Below are 19,935 nucleotides of genomic sequence, written 5' to 3'. Positions count from 1 at the left end.
GTTTTTAATTAATTTAATTATTTTTATTAACTCTGGTTAATTAAGGAAATAAAAACCATAAAGCTTATAAAAGCAAGGGGGAAAGTGTGATGTCTATTCCAGACGAGTAATACAAACGCTGGCGAAATATGCGACGTTATTTGCTGACGGATGCAGAATAGAGTGAATCTAATATTTAAACGCATTTATTTGCAAAAGGATGTATTGCGTCGCGAGTCGGTCGCCATGTTTCTGGAGGGCGTGGGACTCGCCCTGGAAGATGATTGTGAAATCGCGGTATGCGCATATTGGCAGGGTGAGATAGTTGGATGCGGCTCGCTGGCCGGAAACGTACTGAAATGCATCGCCGTTTCCCCGGTTTTACAAGGGGAAGGGCTCAGCCTCAAACTGCTGACTGAGCTGCTTACATTGGCCTACGAGTTAAACCGCAGCGAGCTTTTCCTGTTCACTAAGCCGCAAAATCGGTTGCTGTTTTCTGGCGCGGGGTTTTGGCCCATTGCGCAGGCAGGTGAGCTGGCGGTGTTAATGGAGAACAGCAGTGAACGGTTAGCGCGCTTTTGTCGCCAACTGGCGCTTTATCGTCAACCGGGAAAAACGATCGGCGCCATCGTCATGAACGCCAATCCGTTTACATTGGGCCACCGTTATCTGGTGGAGCAAGCGGCTGCGGCCTGTGACTGGTTGCATCTGTTTGTAGTCAAAGAAGATGCTTCATTTTTTTCCTATACCGACCGTTGGGCGCTGATCGAACAAGGAATCGCGGGCATTGACAACGTCACGTTGCATTCCGGCTCCGCTTATATGATCTCGCGTGCGACGTTTCCCGGCTATTTCCTCAAAGAAAAAGGGGTTGTGGACGACTGCCATTGCCAGATCGATCTGCAACTCTTCCGTGAACATCTGGCTCCAGCGCTGGGAATTACCCATCGTTTTGTCGGCAGTGAGCCGTTTTGTCCGCTGACCTGTGCCTATAACCAGCGAATGCACGACATTTTGCACGATCCGAAGCGTAGCGGCCCGGTTATTGAGGTCGTCGAGCTGGCGCGGGTGGAGAAAAACGGCACGGCTATTTCCGCCTCTCGCGTCAGAAAACTGTATAGCGAACGTAATTGGCCGGCAATAAGCGCGCTGGTGCCTGCTGGCACCCTGGCATATCTGCAGCGGCATGCCGCCAGACACACTGAAACCATATGACGTAACACCGTTAACAAGGAACATAACTAATGAAAATCATTAAAGATGCCCTGGCAGGCACGCTGGAATCCAGCGATGTGATGATCAGGATTGGTCCATCCAGCGAGCCAGGAATTCGGCTGGAGCTAGAGAGTCTGGTGAAGCAGCAGTTTGGCGCGGCGATTGAGCAGGTGGTTCGGGAAACGCTGGCGAAGCTGGGCGTTGAACGCGCGCTGGTTAGCGTCGATGACAAAGGCGCGCTGGAGTGTATTTTACGCGCCCGAGTGCAGGCGGCGGCGCTGCGCGCTGCAGAACAAACGGAAATTCAATGGAGTGCGCTATGAGACCTCGTCGCAGTATGTTGTTTATCCCCGGCGCAAATGCGGCCATGTTGAGCACCTCGTTTGTCTATGGTGCGGACGCGGTGATGTTCGACTTAGAAGACGCCGTAGCATTACGTGAGAAAGATACCGCTCGTCTTTTGGTTCATCACGCGCTTCAGCATCCGTTCTATCAGGATGTTGAAAAAGTGGTGCGCATTAATCCACTGAACACGCCGTTTGGTCTGGCCGATCTTGAGGCCGTCGTGCGTGGTGGCGCGGATATCGTGCGTCTGCCGAAAACCGACAGCAAAAACGATGTGCTGGAGCTGGAAGCGCAGGTTGAACGGATCGAACGTGAATGTGGACGTGAAGTCGGCAGTACCAGGCTGATGGCGGCGATCGAATCAGCGAAAGGCGTGGTCAATGCCGTCGACATCGCCACCTCCAGCCCGCGCATGGTGGCAATTGCGCTGGCGGCATTTGATTACGTGATGGATATGGGCACCTGCCGGGGCGATGGCACCGAGCTGTTCTACGCCCGCTGCGCAGTGCTGCATGCGGCGCGCGTTGCGGGTATTGCCGCCTATGATGTCGTTTGGTCGGATATCAATAATGAAGAAGGCTTCCTGAAGGAAGTGCAGTTGGCGAAAGGGCTTGGTTTTAACGGTAAGTCCTTAGTGAACCCACGTCAGATTGAGCTGTTACATCAGGCTTATTCTCCGACACGTAAAGAAGTTGAGCATGCGTATGAGGTGATTGCCGCCGCTGAAGAGGCTGAGTCTCGCGGTCTGGGCGTCGTTTCACTCAACGGCAAAATGATTGACGGCCCGATTATCGACCACGCGCGCAAAGTGGTGGCGCTGTCGGCTTCCGGTATTCGTGATTAAGGAAGGAACCATGAAAGAGACTGTAACCATGCTCAACCAGCAATATGTCGTACCGGAAGGATTACAGCCCTACCAGGGGGTAACAGCGAACAGCCCGTGGCTTGCCAGTGAAACGGAAAAGCGTCGGCGTAAAATTTGTGACTCGCTTGAAGAGGCTATCCGTCGTTCCGGGCTTAAAAATGGCATGACGATATCCTTCCACCATGCGTTTCGTGGTGGCGACAAAGTTGTCAATATGGTGATGGCGAAGCTGGCGGAAATGGGATTCCGCGATCTGACGCTTGCCTCCAGCTCATTAATCGATGCCCACTGGCCGCTTATCGAACACATTAAAAATGGCGTGGTGCGGCAGATTTACACCTCCGGGCTGCGCGGCAAGTTAGGGGAAGAGATCTCCGCTGGCCTGATGGAAAACCCGGTACAGATCCACTCTCACGGCGGCCGCGTAAAACTGATTCAGAGCGGTGAGCTGAATATTGATGTCGCCTTCCTCGGTGTGCCGTGCTGCGACGAATTTGGTAATGCGAACGGTTTTAGCGGTAAGTCACGCTGCGGCTCTTTGGGGTATGCGCAGGTTGATGCGCAGTACGCTAAATGTGTGGTGCTCCTGACTGAAGAGTGGGTCAAATTCCCCAATTATCCGGCCAGTATCGCGCAGGATCAGGTTGATTTGATCGTGCAGGTGGATGAGGTAGGGGATCCGGAAAAAATCACCGCGGGCGCGATTCGTCTGTCCAGCAACCCGCGTGAACTGTTGATCGCCCGGCAGGCGGCCAATGTGATCGAACACTCAGGTTATTTTTGTGATGGTTTCTCGCTGCAAACCGGCACCGGTGGCGCTTCTCTGGCGGTCACCCGTTTCCTGGAAGACAAAATGCGTCGCCACAACATTACGGCGAGTTTTGGCCTGGGCGGGATCACCGGCACCATGGTGGATCTGCATGAGAAAGGGTTGATCAAAGCGCTGCTGGATACGCAATCATTCGATGGCGATGCAGCCCGTTCGCTGGCGCAGAATCCACATCATATTGAAATCTCAACCAATCAATACGCGAACCCCGCCTCTAAAGGCGCGGCATGCGAACGCCTGAATGTGGTGATGCTGAGCGCACTGGAAATTGACGTGAATTTCAACGTTAACGTGATGACCGGTTCAAACGGCGTACTGCGTGGCGCATCGGGCGGCCATAGCGATACGGCAGCAGGGGCCGATCTCACCATTATTACCGCACCGCTGGTCCGTGGCCGAATCCCATGCGTGGTGGAAAAAGTGCTGACTACCGTCACGCCTGGGGCAAGTGTTGATGTGCTGGTTACCGACCATGGTATTGCGGTGAACCCTGCGCGTCAGGATCTGCTTGATAACCTGCGTGCTGCGGGTGTGGCGCTGACGACCATCGAACAACTGCAACAGCGCGCTGAGCAACTGACGGGCAAACCGCAGCCGATTGAGTTTACCGATCGGGTGGTGGCTGTGGTGCGTTATCGCGACGGTTCAGTGATTGACGTGATTCGCCAGGTTAAAGGCTGATGAAGGGCACAGACCTGCTGTACCAGGGCCAGGCAGTTACGCTGGAGGAGATGCTACAAGCGCGCGATAAACGTGCCGCCAGGCAGCGTCAGGCGTTGAACTGCTATCGGCTACCGTTGATTTCCCTCACGCTGGTTGCACCGGGCGCCGTTAAAAACTCAGCGGTCTGGCGGCGTGTCGCCGATTACGCAATTGCCGAAATACTGGCGCTTTGCGAACAGAAGGAGTGGGTCAACGTCTGGGAAATGCAGGTAAATGAACGCAGCGGCCCGGAATGGATGGCAGCGGTCTGTGCGCCGGCAATGGCGTTGAAACAGCACATGTCGACACTAGAGATGAGCCATCCGTTAGGGCGGCTTTGGGACATCGACATTATTGATAGCGACGGTAAGTCGCTATCACGCCGTGAACTCGGGCATCCTGCCCGGCCATGTTTGATATGCCAGCAGGATGCTCATCTCTGTGCCCGGGGCAAGCATCACACCCTTGACCTTTTGTTGGATGAAATTGCACGAAGGATTGAATGCTATGAACGTGAGCGTTGTGACTGAACGGCGTACGCCAGCGTACTCATCGCTGGCGGCTGGCGAACTTAATGGGTTGGTTGCAAGAGCGCTGCTGACGGAAGCCAGGCTGACACCAAAACCCGGTCTGGTCGATATTCGTAATTCGGGAGCGCATAGGGATATGGATCTGGCGGCATTTGAACGTAGCACTACCGCCATTGCTCCATGGATGGAAAAGTTTTTTATCATGGGCAACAACACGGCGGCGCTGGCGGCAGAAAATGTCCTGGTGATGCTGCGTCCGCTGGGGATGGCCTGTGAGAACGATATGCTACAGGCGACCAATGGTGTGAATACCCATCGCGGGGCGATTTTCGCTTTTGGCCTGCTGAGCGCAGCGATTGGCCGACTTCTCGCGCGGGGAGAACCGTTGGAGCAAAATCGTATCTGCGACCAGGTTGCCCGCCTGAGTCGGAATATTGTTGCCCACGAGCTCTCAGCAAAAAAAGCGGGAAAACTGACAAAGAGTGAAGCCCATTTCCAGTGCTATGGCCTGTCGGGCGCGCGGGGAGAAGCGGAAAGCGGTTTTCGAACCGTCAGAACGCAGGCTTTGCCGGTGTTTAACCGGGTCGTGCAGGAGCATGACGATACCCATCTTGCCCTGCTGCAAACATTGTTGCATCTGATGGCGTGGAATGATGATACCAATCTGGTGTCACGGGGAGGCCTGGAAGGGCTTTACTACGTGCAGCAGCAGGCACAAAAATTGTTGTGGCAAGGGGGCGTATTGGTTGAGGGGGGCATTGAAGCGATGCAGTCCCTCGATGATGAACTCATCCTGCGTAACTTAAGCCCTGGCGGTAGCGCGGATTTACTGGCAGTGACCTGGTTTTTAAGTCATTTTCCTGCCGGTTCCCTCTATCCTGAGTAAGTTTCTCTTCTTTCATTCTCTCCAGCAATGATTCATCCTGCGGGATGAATCATGTCTTTTACTGATATCGCTCCCTGTTTATCATTAAATTCTAATTATCGGCGATTTTAGATGGCGGCCTCCGGGCGCGCTGGTTACTCTGAAAACGGTTTACGCAATTTTTACAAAAGAGAATAGCTATGCATGAAGCACAAATCCGCGTCGCCATTGCCGGCGCCGGTGGCCGCATGGGACGGCAGTTAATCCAGGCCGCCATGGCGATGGAAGGTGTTCAGCTGGGTGCCGCGCTGGAGCGCGAAGGCTCTTCCTTGCTGGGCAGCGATGCTGGCGAACTGGCGGGGGCGGGAAAGTCCGGCGTGATCGTTCAAAGCAGCCTTGAGGCGGTAAAAGATGATTTTGACGTTCTCATCGATTTTACCCGTCCGGAAGGCACGTTGACGCATCTGGCGTTTTGCCGCCAGCATGGTAAAGGGATGGTGATTGGTACTACCGGCTTTGACGACGCCGGTAAACAGGCCATTCGCGAGGCGTCGCAAGAGATTGCGATCGTTTTCGCCGCAAACTTTAGCGTCGGCGTTAACGTCATGCTCAAGCTGCTGGAGAAAGCCGCGAAGGTAATGGGCGACTATAGCGATATTGAAATTATTGAAGCGCACCACCGCCATAAAGTGGATGCACCGTCGGGTACGGCGCTGGCAATGGGCGAGGCAATCGCCGGGGCGCTGGATAAAAATCTGAAGGACTGCGCGGTCTACTCGCGTGAAGGTTATACCGGCGAGCGCGTACCGGGCACGATTGGCTTTGCGACCGTTCGGGCGGGCGACATCGTCGGCGAACATACCGCGATGTTTGCCGATATTGGCGAGCGCGTAGAGATTACGCATAAAGCTTCCAGCCGCATGACGTTTGCAAATGGCGCGTTGCGATCGGCGTTATGGCTAAAAACGAAGAAAAATGGGCTATTTGACATGCGGGATGTGCTGGGGCTGGATGTATTATAGCGACTAAATACCTTCGTGATGTGGTTGTGGTAATCAAGATTAATTGATTACAAAGGGCAATATATTATTGCCCTTTTGTTTTTTTGCCCCCCGGTTATTCGGCCAGATAAATAACGCCTTTCACCATTCATGTTTCGACAGTTTCTTCGCCCACGACATGTTCTGCCGCAGTGGCTTACCGTATGCAAAAGGCACCTCGACCAGACTGATATCCATCGGAGGGGGAGTGCTGTTCCTCGGGGGCGTTTTATCTCTTTTGCTTCAATAGGTTGGCTTTTTTATGCTGTAGTGAGGCTGGTTGTGGTCCAATCGTATGCGCTAGTCTTAAAGAAAAAGAAGCTGTATCTTTATATCGCGATTGTAATTCTTATTACATTGTCTTAATTTGCTGTTTTTTATTGATTTTATAATGCATTTGATTTGTTTTTTATCTTTTTAAGCTATTGATTTTTAAAATATTTTTGTCGTTAATTTGATTTGTTTTGAATTTTTATGTATTTAATGACATTAATGACTATTAAATGAATTTTTATCGTTGTTTTTTGTTGTTTTAATGTGAAATTTGACCATTTGGTCCACTTTTTATCATGCCAGCCAGTTTTTTGCGAACTCAAGGAAGCGCAAGCGTTTTCTATCGTCACTTAGTTGATCTTTTTGCCTATTAAACAGAATAACTTCCTTATAATGTGCAAAATAACATAAAAAATACCCGCTTTAAGTTGACTTTTATCCGGCTTAACTTCAGAATGCCGCCGTTTGCCAGAAATCCACGGGTAAGCAAATTTGCATTGCTTCATACTGACTGAATGAATTAATATGCAAATAAAGTGAGTGAATATTCTCTGGAGGGTGTTTTGATTAAGTCAGCGCTATTGGTTCTGGAAGACGGAACCCAGTTTCACGGTCGGGCCATTGGGGCAACGGGTTCGGCGGTTGGGGAAGTCGTTTTCAATACTTCAATGACCGGTTATCAAGAAATCCTCACTGATCCTTCCTATTCCCGCCAAATCGTCACTCTTACTTATCCCCATATTGGTAATGTCGGCACCAATGAAGCCGATGAAGAGTCTTCTCAGGTTCATGCGCAAGGTTTAGTGATTCGCGATCTGCCGTTGATTGCCAGCAACTTCCGTAACACCGAAGACCTCTCTTCTTACCTGAAACGCCATAACATCGTGGCGATTGCTGATATCGATACCCGCAAGCTGACCCGACTGCTGCGTGAGAAAGGCGCACAGAACGGCTGCATCATTGCAGGCGATAGCCCTGATGCGAAGCTGGCGCTGGAAAAAGCGAAAGCATTTCCTGGACTGAACGGTATGGATCTGGCGAAAGAAGTGACCACGGCGGAAACTTACCGCTGGACGCAGGGTAGCTGGACGCTGAAAGACGGTTTACCGGAAGCGAAATCTGAGGATGACCTGCCGTTCCACGTGGTGGCCTACGATTTTGGCGCCAAGCGCAACATTCTACGTATGCTGGTGGACCGCGGCTGCCGCCTGACGGTGGTGCCAGCGCAGACCTCTGCTGAAGAAGTGCTGAAAATGAATCCGGACGGCATCTTCCTGTCGAACGGCCCTGGCGACCCGGCTCCGTGCGACTACGCGATTACTGCTATCCAGAAATTCCTCGAAACCGACATTCCGCTATTTGGCATCTGCCTCGGCCATCAACTGCTGGCGCTGGCGAGCGGTGCGAAGACCATCAAGATGAAGTTCGGCCATCACGGCGGCAACCATCCGGTAAAAGATATGGACAGAAACGTGGTAATGATCACCGCGCAGAACCACGGCTTTGCGGTGGATGAAGACTCGCTGCCAGCCAACCTGCGCGTGACCCACAAGTCGCTGTTCGACGGCACCCTGCAAGGGATTCATCGTACCGACAAACCGGCGTTCAGCTTCCAGGGACACCCGGAGGCGAGCCCGGGCCCGCACGATGCGGCGCCGCTGTTCGACCACTTTATCGAGCTTATTGAGCAATACCGTCAGTCCGCGAAATAATCAGGAGTAATAAGAGCCATGCCAAAACGTACAGATATAAAAAGTATCCTGATTCTGGGCGCGGGCCCGATTGTTATCGGTCAGGCGTGTGAGTTTGACTACTCCGGCGCTCAGGCGTGTAAAGCGCTGCGCGAAGAGGGCTATCGCGTTATTCTGGTGAACTCTAACCCGGCCACCATCATGACCGACCCGGAAATGGCTGATGCCACCTACATCGAGCCGATTCACTGGGAAGTGGTACGCAAAATCATCGAAAAAGAGCGTCCGGATGCGGTGCTGCCGACCATGGGCGGCCAGACGGCGCTGAACTGCGCGCTGGAGCTGGAGCGGCAGGGCGTGCTGGAAGAGTTCGGCGTCACCATGATTGGCGCCACCGCCGACGCCATTGATAAAGCCGAAGACCGTCGTCGCTTCGATATCGCGATGAAGAAAATTGGTCTCGACACCGCGCGTTCCGGTATCGCGCACACTATGGAAGAAGCGCTGGCGGTTGCCGCTGATGTGGGCTTCCCGTGCATCATCCGTCCGTCCTTTACCATGGGCGGCACCGGCGGCGGTATCGCTTACAACCGTGAAGAGTTCGAAGAAATCTGCGAACGCGGTCTGGACCTCTCGCCAACCAACGAGCTGCTGATTGATGAATCGCTGATCGGCTGGAAAGAGTACGAGATGGAAGTGGTGCGTGATAAAAACGACAACTGCATCATCGTCTGCTCTATCGAAAACTTCGATGCGATGGGTATCCACACCGGTGACTCCATCACCGTGGCCCCGGCACAGACGCTGACCGACAAAGAATACCAAATCATGCGTAACGCCTCGATGGCGGTGCTGCGTGAAATCGGCGTCGAAACCGGCGGTTCTAACGTCCAGTTCGCAGTAAACCCGAAAAACGGTCGTCTGATCGTTATCGAAATGAACCCGCGCGTCTCCCGCTCCTCGGCGCTGGCGTCGAAAGCCACCGGTTTCCCGATTGCCAAGGTAGCCGCCAAACTGGCGGTGGGCTACACCCTCGACGAACTGATGAACGACATCACCGGTGGACGTACTCCGGCCTCCTTCGAACCGTCCATCGACTACGTTGTGACCAAAATTCCACGCTTCAACTTCGAAAAGTTCGCGGGCGCGAACGACCGTCTGACGACGCAGATGAAGTCCGTTGGTGAAGTGATGGCGATTGGCCGCACCCAGCAGGAATCCCTGCAAAAAGCGCTGCGCGGCCTGGAAGTCGGCGCCACCGGCTTCGACCCGAAAGTCAGCCTCGACGACCCGGAAGCGCTGACCAAAATCCGCCGCGAGCTGAAAGATGCGGGCGCAGATCGTATCTGGTACATCGCCGATGCTTTCCGCGCAGGCTTGTCTGTGGATGGCGTGTTCAACCTGACCAACATCGACCGCTGGTTCCTGGTACAGATTGAAGAACTGGTGCGTCTGGAAGAGAAAGTGGCTGAAGTCGGGATTACCGGCCTCAACGCCGACTTCCTGCGTCAGCTGAAACGCAAAGGTTTTGCCGATGCGCGTCTGGCGAAACTGGCGGGCGTGCGCGAGGCGGAAATCCGCAAGCTGCGTGACCAGTATGACCTGCACCCGGTCTACAAGCGTGTGGATACCTGCGCGGCGGAATTCGCCACCGATACCGCCTACATGTACTCCACTTATGAAGATGAGTGCGAAGCGAACCCGTCCGTTGATCGCGATAAAATCATGGTCCTCGGCGGCGGCCCGAACCGTATCGGCCAGGGCATCGAGTTTGACTACTGCTGCGTCCATGCCTCGCTGGCGCTGCGCGAAGACGGTTACGAGACCATTATGGTCAACTGTAACCCGGAAACCGTCTCTACCGACTACGACACTTCCGACCGTCTGTACTTCGAGCCGGTGACGCTGGAAGACGTGCTGGAAATCGTGCGCATCGAGAAGCCGAAAGGCGTTATCGTGCAGTACGGCGGCCAGACTCCACTGAAGCTGGCGCGCGCGCTGGAAGCGGCAGGCGTGCCGGTAATCGGCACCAGCCCGGACGCCATCGACCGCGCGGAAGACCGTGAACGCTTCCAGCATGCGGTTGACCGTCTGAAGCTGAAGCAACCGGCCAACGCCACCGTCACCGCCATTGAACAGGCTGTCGAAAAAGCGAAAGAGATCGGCTACCCGCTGGTGGTACGTCCTTCTTACGTGCTGGGCGGTCGGGCGATGGAAATTGTCTATGACGAAGCCGACCTGCGTCGCTACTTCCAGACGGCGGTCAGCGTCTCTAACGATGCGCCGGTGCTGCTGGACCGCTTCCTTGATGACGCGGTTGAAGTGGACGTGGACGCTATCTGCGACGGCGAAATGGTGCTGATTGGCGGCATCATGGAACACATAGAGCAGGCGGGCGTACACTCCGGCGACTCCGCCTGTTCCCTGCCGGCCTACACGCTGAGCCAGGAGATTCAGGATGTGATGCGCCAACAGGTGCAGAAGCTGGCCTTCGAGTTGCAGGTGCGCGGCCTGATGAACGTGCAGTTTGCGGTGAAAGACAACGAAGTCTATCTGATTGAAGTCAACCCGCGTGCGGCGCGTACCGTACCGTTCGTCTCCAAAGCCACCGGCGTTCCGCTGGCGAAAGTGGCGGCGCGCGTGATGGCCGGCAAATCGCTGACCGAGCAGGGCGTGACCCAAGAAATTATCCCGCCGTACTACTCGGTGAAAGAAGTGGTGCTGCCGTTCAATAAATTCCCCGGCGTTGACCCGCTGTTAGGGCCGGAAATGCGCTCCACCGGGGAAGTGATGGGCGTGGGCCGTACCTTTGCGGAAGCGTTCGCCAAGGCACAGTTGGGCAGTAACTCCACCATGAAGAAACAGGGCCGTGCGCTGCTCTCCGTTCGCGAAGGCGACAAAGAGCGCGTGGTGGACCTGGCCGCCAAGCTGCTGAAACAGGGCTTTGAGCTGGATGCCACCCACGGTACGGCGATTGTGCTGGGCGAAGCCGGTATCAACCCGCGTCTGGTGAACAAGGTGCATGAAGGCCGTCCGCACATTCAGGACCGTATCAAGAATGGCGAATATACCTACATCATCAACACCACCGCAGGCCGCCGCGCGATTGAAGACTCCAGGGTGATTCGCCGCAGCGCGCTGCAGTATAAAGTGCATTATGACACCACGCTGAACGGCGGTTTTGCCACGACGATGGCGCTCAATGCTGATGCCACCGAGAAGGTAACCTCGGTGCAGGAAATGCACGCGCAGATCAAAAAGTCGTAAACAAAGGGTTCGGCGGATATTGCTCTAACCGGACCTGTAATATAATGTTGAAAGGGTTTCTGTAAAGAAACCCTTTTTTTATCTTGCGTAAGGTCATTCCTGGAGAAGTCCGTTTCCGTAACCACATTTTCAATGTAATAAGCACGATATTGCTCACACTAATCAATATTTAAGTCGCATACTATCTTGCATATCCACAATTTTAATATGGCTTAGTTTTTATTAGTTTGGACAGGCCGTAGCCAGATTTTTAATTTGTGAAATGGTGTGCTTATGTGTGAAAAATATGTTGAAAGACCGCTTTATTTGTTAATTGCTGACTGGATGATGGCAGAGAACCGATGGATCACTGCCAGGGAGATTTCCCGTCAATTTGATATTGAACATTGCAAAGCAATTAATACGCTCTCCTATATTCTGTCAGAAGTGGGGGAAATTGTTTGTGAAGTGAAGATGATCCCTAACCAAATTGCAGGACGAGGCTGCCAGTGCCAGCGTCTGGTGAAAGTCGTGAGTATCGACTCTCAACTCTATCGCCGATTGAATCATAATTTGCAGGAAAGAAAAGTGAGCGTGGCGAAAGCGCCGCGGCTGTCTGCCGTTCCCCCCACAGAGCTAAACCGTGAGCAGAAATGGCAGATGATGCTGTCAAAAAGTATGCGTCGCTAATTGTCTGTTTAACCTGATGGCGGGGTAAACGGTAATTGACGCGTAGGCCGGATAAGCGTGAGCGCATCCGGCATCAATTACTGTGCTGATTTTGGCTTCACGTCCGTCGTGCCTTTCAGGCGCGGCCGGTTTTCTTCGACCTGCGTTAACGGCTTCGTTTCAGATAACCCCGTTCGACAACGGATCGCAAGATCCTGATATTCTTTGGTATTGAGGCGTTTCCAGTGCAGCTCCTGGTCCGTAACCTGGCGTAGTACGCGCGCAGGTGACCCCACCAGCAGTTGCCTTGCCTTACCCTGAAATCCGGCTTTGACAAAACTCATGGCGGCGACAATGCTCTCTTCGCCAATCACTGCGCCGTCCATAATGACGCTATTCATGCCGACCAGGGCGTCCCGCCCCACCACGCAGCCATGTAGAATAGCGCCGTGGCCGATATGGCCGTTTTCATGCACGATGGTATCGGTATCGCAGTAGCCATGCATAATGCAGCCATCCTGCAGATTAGAGCCGGCCTCCAGGATCAGGCGACCATAATCCCCACGCAATGACGCGAGTGGGCCAATATAAACACCGGCGCCCACGATGACATCGCCAATCAGCACGGCGCTGGGATGGACAAACGCGTCCGGATGCACCACCGGGATCAGTCCTTCAAAGGCGTAATAGCTCATAGTTGTACCTCGGTTTTTTTGCCGGATGGCGGTGTAAACACCTTATCCGGCCTACGGTTGCGCATGTGCTGTAGGCCGGATAAGCGAAGCGCCATCCGGCATAGTCACATTAACGACCTTTCCACACCGGATCGCGTTTTTCGGCAAATGCCTGCGGTCCTTCGAGCGCATCTTCTGAATGCAGTACCGACGGATAATGCTTCAGCACGCCGCTGCGGATGTAGCGGTAGCCTTCTTCTACCGGCATTTCGCTGGTCGCGCGATAAATCTCTTTCAGCGCCGCGATAGCCAGCGGGGCGCTATTGACCAGTTGTTGCGCCAGTTCGCGCGCGCTCTCCATCAGTTCGCTCTGGCTGACAACGCGGTTCACGATCCCCCAACGCAGCGCTTCTTCGGCGCTCATTCGTCTGCCGGTCATTACCATTTCGTTGACGATAGCCGGTGGCAGCAGCTTAGGCAGACGCAATACGCCGCCGCTGTCAGGCACGATGCCGAGCTTTGCTTCCGGCAGCGCGAAGCTGGCGTTTTCGGCGCAGACAATAAAGTCCGCCGCCAGCGCCAGCTCAAAACCGCCGCCAAACGCGTAGCCGTTCACCGCGGCGATAACCGGCTTATCGAGGTCAAATATTTCGGTTAAACCGGCAAAGCCGCCGGGACCAAAATCAGCATCCGGCGCTTCACCTTCCGCTGCCGCTTTTAAGTCCCAGCCAGCAGAAAAGAATTTCTCCCCGCCGCCGGTAATGATTGCTACGCGTAATTCCGGATCGTCACGGAAATTAAGAAAAGCTTCACCCATTGCAAAGCTGGTTTTGGCGTCAATGGCATTCGCTTTAGGTCGGTCAAGGGTAATTTCCAGGATCGGGCCGTTACGGGTCAGATGTAATGACTCACTCATAGTTCATCTCCAGATAAATAGTTTCCCGGCGGGAAGGATTCCTGCCGGAAGGTTTATTTCAGATTTTTTTTGATTATTTTTCCTGAACAGTTGCGCGGCAGGTCGGTTCTGATCTCCATAAAAGAGGGAACCTTGAATTTCGCCATATTGTTTTCGCAAAAGCTGAAAAACTCGGCTTCGCTTAATGTTTCACCTTCATTAAGGACGATAAACGCTTTAATGGCCTCATCACGGATCGCGTCTTTAATACCAACCACCACAATGTCCTGAATTTTCGGATGCGCAGAAATAATATTTTCCAGCTCGACGCAGGAGACATTTTCTCCGCCGCGTTTAATCATGTTGCAGCGTCTGTCGACAAAATAGAAATAGCCATCCTCATCCTGGTAACCCGAATCACCGGTATGTAACCAGCCCTCTGGTTCCAGCGCCCTGGCGGTTGCCTCCGGCTGCATGTAATACTCTTTGAAGATAGTCTTGCCGGGAATGCCTTTAATACAGATTTCGCCAATTTCTCCGGCGGGCAGCGGGCGATTTTGATCGTCGCGAATTTCAGCTTCATAGCTAAAACCCACGCGACCAATGGAAGGCCAGCGCCGTTTGTCTCCGGGACGGTCGCCAATAATTCCGACAATGGTTTCAGTCATACCATAAGAGGTCAGCAGCCTGACGCCAAAGCGTTCGGTAAAGGCGTCTTTTTCCTGTGCGGATAGATTGAGATAGAACATCACTTCACGCAGATGATGCTGCCTGTCCGTTGGCGCGGCGGGCTGGACCATCAGCGTGCGGATCATCATCGGGATGCACTCGGTCACCGTCGCCTGATATTTACGTACCTGATCCCAGAAGGCCCGGGCGCTGTACTTCTCCAGGAGCACAAAGGTGCTGCCAGCGGAGAATGCAGGCATTGCGGCGGTACACTGGCAGTCGATATGAAAAGCGGGCATCACCGTCATGTACACGTCATCATCGCGCAGGGCGATTTGCCAGGCAGAGTAGTAGCCTGCAAAACGCAGGTTGTAGTGGGTAATTACCACCCCTTTTGGACGCGAGGTGGTACCGGAGGTAAACAGAATTTCCGCCGTATCGTCAGTGGATAACGCGGGCGTATAGCACAGCGTGGTGGACTGGCGGGATTGCAGTTGGGTAAAGTGACTCACGCCGTCGTCAGCCGGAAGCTGCTCGCCAATCAGACAGATATGATTAAGCGGAGTGCTATTGTCCTGGCGTATTTCACGGTACATAGGATAAAACTGGGCGCTGGTAACCAGCAGACTCACCTGGCTGTTTTGCAGGATCCAGGCGCTTTCTTCGCCCAGTAAGCGGGCATTAATCGGCACCATAATGGCGCCGATTTTTGCCAGTCCAAACCAGCAAAAGATGAATTCCGGGCAGTTATCCAGATGCAGCGCGACCCTATCACCCTTGCGGATCCCTAAGGAATAAAAAAGGTTCGCCGTGCGGTTAATCTCTTCATTGAGCGAAGCATAGCTAAACTGCCGAACGATTCCCTCACAGGATTCGAAAATTAACGCCGTTTTATCTCCGTACACCCCGGCCAGGTCGTCCCACATCTGACGTAAGTTTTGTCCGCCAACGATATCCATATTGCTTTATCCACTGAAATCAGGCGTGAGCGCTAACCGGAAAACCGATTAGCGCATCGCGTTTAATCCTCAACTTTGGCCAGGCCTTTGCCGACCAGTTCCTTAATATCTGCTTCGCTATAACCAATGTTTTTCAGAATGGCGGCGGTATCCATGCCGTGTGATGGCATGCCACGCCAGATTTTCCCCGGGTTGTTTTTAAATTTCGGCATGATGTTCGGCCCTTTACAGGTGCGACCGTCCATTGTTTGCCACTGAGTAATCGATTCGCGGGCAACGTACTGCGGGTTACCTTCCAGTTCCGGAATGGTGAGCACCTTCGCACAGGCGATATTCAGCTCAGCAAAACGCGCCTGAACGTCGGCGATGGTGTGTGTTGCCAGCCAGGCGTCCAGTTTCTCTTCGACGAGCGGGCCGTAAGGGCATTCCACGCGATGGATGAGCTGCGTGCCTTCCGGAACTTCCGGCGTACCGAGAATGTGGGCCAGGCCAATATCTTTAAAACACTCGTTGATTTGCGTGATGCCGACCAACTCCATGACGATGTAACCATCGGCGCATTTATACAGGCCGCAACCAGCGTAGTAGGGGTCTTTCCCTTTCGTCATACGTGGACAGATTTCGCCGCCGTTGAAGTAGTCCATCATGAAGTACTGACCCATGCGCAGCATCACTTCGTACATGGCGATATCGATGCTTTCACCTTTACCCGTTTCGCGTACTTTGTGCAGGGCTGCCAGCGCGGCTGTCGTCGCGGTCATCCCGGAGAAGTAATCGGCGGTATACGGGAAGGCTGGCATCGGCTGATCAACGTCGCCGTTTTGGATCAGATAACCACTGAATGCCTGCGCGATGGTGTTATACGCCGGAAGATTGGTGTACTCCTCGGTACCATACTGGCCGAAGCCGGAAAGGTGGGCAATGACCAGTTTCGGGTTATGTTCCCACAGCACTTCATCAGTAATACCACGGCGGGCAAAGGCCGGGCCTTTACTGGCTTCAATGAAAATATCGGTGGTTTCCATCAGTTTCAGAAATGCTTCCCGACCTTCATCTTTGAAAATATTCAGCGACAGGGCGTGCAGGTTGCGGCGTGAGAGCTGCGGGTAGTTAGGCTGTACGCGAATGGTATCGGCCCATGCGACGTTTTCAATCCAGATAACCTCGGCGCCCCATTCGGCGAACATCTGTCCGGCGAATGGACCGGCGATTTCGATTCCTGAAAAAACAACGCGTACCCCAGCAAGCGGGCCAAAGGTTGGCATTGGTAAATGATTCATCATTTTTCTCCTGGCATTTTTTGCGGTATGTAGGCCGGATAAGCACAGCGCCATCCGGCATGATTGCCTGATGGCGACGCCCCGCGTCTTATCAGGCCTACAAGGGATCGATTAGCGGTATTGCTTGAGTACCGCACGACCCAACGTCAGGATCTGCATTTCGTCAGAACCACCAGAAACACGGTCAACGCGCAGGTCACGCCAGAAACGCGTGATGCGGTGGTTGCCCGCGATACCAACACCTCCCAGTACCTGCATGGCGGTGTCTACCACTTCAAACGCGGCGTTGGCGCAGAAGTATTTGCACATTGCCGCGTCGCCGGAGGTAATGGTGCCGTTATCCGCTTTCCACGCGGCTTCCAGCAGCATATTTTTCATGGAGTTCAGTTTGATCGCCATATGCGCAAACTTCTCCTGAATCAGCTGGAAACGGCCAATAGCTTCACCAAACTGCACGCGCTGATTCGCGTAACGCGCAGCGTCTTCAAAAGCGCACATTGCGGTACCGTAGTTGGTCAGCGCGACGAGGAAGCGTTCATGGTCAAACTCTTCTTTCACGCGGTTGAAGCCGTTACCTTCCCGACCGAACATGTCTTTCTCGTCCAGTTCAACGTCGTCAAAGGTGATTTCACAGCAGCTATCCATGCGCAGACCGAGTTTCTCCAGTTTGTTGACCTTGATACCCGCTTTGCTCATGTCCACAAACCACTCGGTGTAAACCGGTTTATCCGGCGATGCACCGTCTCTCGCCATGACCACGATGTACGGGGTATAGGCGCTACTGGTGATAAAGCACTTACTGCCATTGAGATAAACCTTACCATTTTTGCGTGTATAAGTGGTTTTCAGACTACCAACATCCGATCCCGCTCCCGGTTCAGTGATAGCAGAGTTCCACATCTGCTTACCGGTGCCCCGGAACGCCATGATTTTATCAATTTGCTCCTGAGTTCCTTCACGCAGGAAAGTGTTAAAACCTCCCGGCAATTGGTACAACACGTAAGTTGGCGCGCCAAGACGTCCCAGCTCCATCCAGACGGCGGCGACGGTAACAAAACCCGCTTCCAGACCGCCGTGTTCCTCCGGGATCAGCAGGCTATCAATACCCATATCCGCCAGCGCTTTTACAAAACGCTCAGGGTAGACGCTGTCACGATCGCACTCGGCAAAATAAGCTTCCCAGTTCTCACTGGCCATCAGTTCGCGAATACCGGCGACAAACAGCTCCTGTTCGTCATTTAAGTTGAAATCCATCTTTCAGCCTCTTGATCAATTGGGTTAATAAGAATTACTTGTCTTTCCAGTGCACTTTGGCGTCTTTAATAAAGGACAGCGTCACCATAATGTTGACGAAGAACAGCGGACATCCTCCGGCGATAATCGCGGTCTGAATCGGCTTCAACCCACCCAGCGCCAGCAGAACGATACCGATGATGCCGACCAGCACCGACCAGCCGATACGCACTAACAGAGGCGGCTCTTCACCATCGCGAACTTCGCGACAGGTCGACATCGCCAGGGTGTAAGAGCAGGCGTTAATCAGCGTGACGGTGGCAATAAAGCAGAGGATGAAGAAGCCCCACATGGTGGCGGTGCTGAGCGGCAAGGCGGCCCAGGTTTCGATAATGGCGCGCGCCACGCCGTGTTGCTCAATGAGTTGCGGGATGTTGAGGATGTTTTTATCCATCAGCAGCAGCGTGTTACTGCCCAGCACTGTCCACAGGATCCAGGTAGACGCGGTCAGACCCATCACCATCCCGAAGCACAGTTCACGTACGGTACGACCACGGGAAATACGGGCCAGGAAGATACTCATCTGGATGGCGTAAATAACCCACCACGCCCAGTAGAAAACGGTCCAGCCCTGTGGGAAGCCGCCTTTACCGATGGCGTCGGTATAGAACAGCATCCGTGGCAGGTGCATTAACAGCATCCCGACGGAGTCGGTGAAGTAGTTCATGATGAAGCTGGCGCCGCTGACGATAAACACCCAGCCGAGCATCAGGAAGCTCAGGTAACTACGCACATCGCTGGCGATTCTGACCCCTTTTTGCAGGCCGCAGGCCACGCAAATCGCGTTCAGAATGATCCAGCAGGTAATGATGATGGCGTCGAGTTGCAGCGTATGCGGAATACCGAACAGCCATTGCATACACTCGGTGACCAGCGGGGTAGCCAGACCGAGGCTGGTACCCATCGCGAAGATCAGCGCCACCAGGTAGAAGTTATCGACGATGGTACCGAACAACCCTTTCGCATGCTTTTCACCGACGAGCGGTACCAGCGTGGAGCTGGGGCGGATGACATCCATCTTGCGTACAAAGAAGAAGTAGGCGAAGGCCACGGAAAGGAAGCTATAGGTTGCCCACGGTAGCGGCCCCCAGTGGAACAGGCTGTACGCCAGGCCTATCTCTTTCGCGCCCGTGGAATTTGGTTCCAGGCCGAACGGCGGGGTGGAGATATAGTAGTAGATCTCAATAGAGCCCCAGAACAGAACCGCAGCGGATGTACAGGAGGCGAACATCATGAAAATCCAGCTGGCGGTGCTAAACTCCGGTTTTTCGTCACCTAATCTCTTTTTGGCATAGGGGCCAAAAACCAGCCAGAACCAGCCGAAGAGCATGACGACCATATACCATTCAAATGCCCAACCCCAGACGTTGGTGACATAACTGAATACCGCATTAATAACGACGTTAGCGGCATCAAGATCTCTGACTGTTAGCCAGCAAAGTATCCCGACAATTATTAATGGCGGAAAAAAAACCTTCGGTTCAATTCCCGATTTTTTCTTTTCATTTTTCATAAGTGAATTCCAGTGTGAAAACGAAATTTATTTAGCGTGCCAGTCCATGAACGTTTGTTTATTTATTATTAATGATTTGTTGATAAGTTTTTAACCTCTGGGACGCCTCAATGAGTAACTCATGATGGGTATTCACTTCGGGTGATTCTGTTATCTTCGTCACACTTTTTTGCGTTGATTATTTTGTGTCTAAATTTTGATTTTTGCTTTATTTATCAATAGATTGGTTGTGGTTTTTTAACTTTTTTAAGTATCTGACGTTCAATATTGTTGAGCCAGCAAACAATATTGAAAATTTTCATATTTGGCATATTTCTTTCAATATTGGTGAGGTGCGTAACACTATTGAAAGTTACGAATATCAATGTGTGACATTTTCAATATTGGTGATTAAGGTTTTATT

At 53.1% G+C, this 19,935-nt stretch carries 16 protein-coding genes; 10 read left to right on the top strand and 6 right to left on the bottom strand.

Annotated features, from left to right (window positions below; translation table 11 throughout):
• Positions 1-150 precede the first annotated feature (150 nt).
• From citC to caiF, 10 genes are all read left to right on the top strand, one after another.
• The gene (gene citC / locus K8W53_RS18920) at positions 151-1,194 is read left to right on the top strand and encodes a [citrate (pro-3S)-lyase] ligase (protein WP_001181444.1); all 1,044 of its coding nucleotides are present in this window, start codon (positions 151-153) and stop codon (positions 1,192-1,194) included.
• A gap of 29 nt (positions 1,195-1,223) precedes the next feature.
• Entirely contained in the window at positions 1,224-1,517 is a 294-nt protein-coding gene (gene citD, locus K8W53_RS18915) for a citrate lyase acyl carrier protein (RefSeq protein ID WP_000691461.1), read from the top strand.
• Complete coding sequence (gene citE, locus K8W53_RS18910) at positions 1,514-2,383, top strand: citrate (pro-3S)-lyase subunit beta (RefSeq protein ID WP_001247809.1); 870 nt, start codon at positions 1,514-1,516, stop codon at positions 2,381-2,383. The genes citD and citE overlap by 4 nt, the downstream gene beginning before the upstream one ends.
• Positions 2,384-2,393: 10 nt before the next feature.
• Positions 2,394-3,914 carry a citrate lyase subunit alpha gene (citF, locus tag K8W53_RS18905; protein ID WP_023224449.1) on the top strand — a complete coding sequence of 507 codons (1,521 nt, stop codon included), beginning with the start codon at positions 2,394-2,396 and terminating at the stop codon, positions 3,912-3,914.
• Complete coding sequence (gene citX, locus K8W53_RS18900) at positions 3,914-4,465, top strand: citrate lyase holo-[acyl-carrier protein] synthase (RefSeq protein ID WP_000679050.1); 552 nt, start codon at positions 3,914-3,916, stop codon at positions 4,463-4,465. Before citF ends, citX begins: the two co-directional genes overlap by 1 nt.
• Entirely contained in the window at positions 4,443-5,351 is a 909-nt protein-coding gene (gene citG / locus K8W53_RS18895; RefSeq protein ID WP_001647583.1) for a triphosphoribosyl-dephospho-CoA synthase CitG, read from the top strand. Before citX ends, citG begins: the two co-directional genes overlap by 23 nt.
• Before the next feature lie 179 nt (positions 5,352-5,530).
• Positions 5,531-6,352, top strand: a complete 822-nt coding sequence (gene dapB / locus K8W53_RS18890) for a 4-hydroxy-tetrahydrodipicolinate reductase (protein ID WP_017441576.1) — start codon at positions 5,531-5,533, stop codon at positions 6,350-6,352.
• Positions 6,353-7,206: 854 nt separating this feature from the next.
• Entirely contained in the window at positions 7,207-8,355 is a 1,149-nt protein-coding gene (gene carA, locus K8W53_RS18885) for a glutamine-hydrolyzing carbamoyl-phosphate synthase small subunit (RefSeq protein ID WP_023224448.1), read from the top strand.
• An 18-nt stretch (positions 8,356-8,373) separates the two neighbouring features.
• Positions 8,374-11,601, top strand: a complete 3,228-nt coding sequence (carB, locus tag K8W53_RS18880; RefSeq protein WP_001126310.1) for a carbamoyl-phosphate synthase large subunit — start codon at positions 8,374-8,376, stop codon at positions 11,599-11,601.
• A gap of 273 nt (positions 11,602-11,874) precedes the next feature.
• Positions 11,875-12,270: a carnitine metabolism transcriptional regulator CaiF gene (caiF, locus tag K8W53_RS18875; protein ID WP_000333324.1), complete on the top strand. Its 396-nt coding sequence runs from the start codon at positions 11,875-11,877 to the stop codon at positions 12,268-12,270.
• A 77-nt stretch (positions 12,271-12,347) separates the two neighbouring features.
• Here caiF and caiE read toward each other — a convergent pair whose 3' ends face one another.
• From caiE to caiT, 6 genes are all read right to left on the bottom strand, one after another.
• Positions 12,348-12,944 (bottom strand): carnitine operon protein CaiE, encoded by a 597-nt coding sequence (gene caiE / locus K8W53_RS18870; RefSeq protein WP_058654854.1) that lies wholly within the window; start codon positions 12,942-12,944, stop codon positions 12,348-12,350.
• 109 nt (positions 12,945-13,053) lie between these two features.
• The gene (gene caiD, locus K8W53_RS18865) at positions 13,054-13,839 is read right to left on the bottom strand and encodes a crotonobetainyl-CoA hydratase (RefSeq protein ID WP_000004378.1); all 786 of its coding nucleotides are present in this window, start codon (positions 13,837-13,839) and stop codon (positions 13,054-13,056) included.
• A 53-nt stretch (positions 13,840-13,892) separates the two neighbouring features.
• Positions 13,893-15,446, bottom strand: coding sequence for a crotonobetaine/carnitine-CoA ligase (gene caiC, locus K8W53_RS18860; RefSeq protein WP_023211097.1), 1,554 nt, complete (start codon positions 15,444-15,446; stop codon positions 13,893-13,895).
• A gap of 62 nt (positions 15,447-15,508) precedes the next feature.
• The gene (caiB, locus tag K8W53_RS18855) at positions 15,509-16,726 is read right to left on the bottom strand and encodes an L-carnitine CoA-transferase (RefSeq protein WP_001016212.1); all 1,218 of its coding nucleotides are present in this window, start codon (positions 16,724-16,726) and stop codon (positions 15,509-15,511) included.
• A gap of 111 nt (positions 16,727-16,837) precedes the next feature.
• The gene (caiA, locus tag K8W53_RS18850; protein ID WP_000347134.1) at positions 16,838-17,980 is read right to left on the bottom strand and encodes a crotonobetainyl-CoA dehydrogenase; all 1,143 of its coding nucleotides are present in this window, start codon (positions 17,978-17,980) and stop codon (positions 16,838-16,840) included.
• A 34-nt stretch (positions 17,981-18,014) separates the two neighbouring features.
• Positions 18,015-19,532, bottom strand: a complete 1,518-nt coding sequence (gene caiT, locus K8W53_RS18845) for an L-carnitine/gamma-butyrobetaine antiporter (RefSeq protein ID WP_000787073.1) — start codon at positions 19,530-19,532, stop codon at positions 18,015-18,017.
• Positions 19,533-19,935: the final 403 nt, after the last annotated feature.

Origin of the sequence: Salmonella sp. A29-2, assembly GCF_020150755.1 — a bacterium.
Lineage (GTDB): Bacteria > Pseudomonadota > Gammaproteobacteria > Enterobacterales > Enterobacteriaceae > Salmonella > Salmonella enterica.
The sequence above is the reverse complement of the archived record's forward strand: the minus strand, read 5'-3'. Positions and strand labels throughout refer to the sequence as shown.

What these genes read in the sequence shown, in the direction of transcription:
- citC (WP_001181444.1), top strand. Translation starts at nt 151, where the DNA reads ATGCAGAATAGAGTGAATCTAATATTTAAACGCATTTATTTGCAAAAG.
- citD (WP_000691461.1), top strand. Translation starts at nt 1,224, where the DNA reads ATGAAAATCATTAAAGATGCCCTGGCAGGCACGCTGGAATCCAGCGAT.
- citE (WP_001247809.1), top strand. Translation starts at nt 1,514, where the DNA reads ATGAGACCTCGTCGCAGTATGTTGTTTATCCCCGGCGCAAATGCGGCC.
- citF (WP_023224449.1), top strand. Translation starts at nt 2,394, where the DNA reads ATGAAAGAGACTGTAACCATGCTCAACCAGCAATATGTCGTACCGGAA.
- citX (WP_000679050.1), top strand. Translation starts at nt 3,914, where the DNA reads ATGAAGGGCACAGACCTGCTGTACCAGGGCCAGGCAGTTACGCTGGAG.
- citG (WP_001647583.1), top strand. Translation starts at nt 4,443, where the DNA reads ATGAACGTGAGCGTTGTGACTGAACGGCGTACGCCAGCGTACTCATCG.
- dapB (WP_017441576.1), top strand. Translation starts at nt 5,531, where the DNA reads ATGCATGAAGCACAAATCCGCGTCGCCATTGCCGGCGCCGGTGGCCGC.
- carB (WP_001126310.1), top strand. Translation starts at nt 8,374, where the DNA reads ATGCCAAAACGTACAGATATAAAAAGTATCCTGATTCTGGGCGCGGGC.
- caiF (WP_000333324.1), top strand. Translation starts at nt 11,875, where the DNA reads ATGTGTGAAAAATATGTTGAAAGACCGCTTTATTTGTTAATTGCTGAC.
- caiE (WP_058654854.1), bottom strand. Translation starts at nt 12,944, where the DNA reads ATGAGCTATTACGCCTTTGAAGGACTGATCCCGGTGGTGCATCCGGAC.
- caiD (WP_000004378.1), bottom strand. Translation starts at nt 13,839, where the DNA reads ATGAGTGAGTCATTACATCTGACCCGTAACGGCCCGATCCTGGAAATT.
- caiC (WP_023211097.1), bottom strand. Translation starts at nt 15,446, where the DNA reads ATGGATATCGTTGGCGGACAAAACTTACGTCAGATGTGGGACGACCTG.
- caiB (WP_001016212.1), bottom strand. Translation starts at nt 16,726, where the DNA reads ATGAATCATTTACCAATGCCAACCTTTGGCCCGCTTGCTGGGGTACGC.
- caiA (WP_000347134.1), bottom strand. Translation starts at nt 17,980, where the DNA reads ATGGATTTCAACTTAAATGACGAACAGGAGCTGTTTGTCGCCGGTATT.
- caiT (WP_000787073.1), bottom strand. Translation starts at nt 19,532, where the DNA reads ATGAAAAATGAAAAGAAAAAATCGGGAATTGAACCGAAGGTTTTTTTT.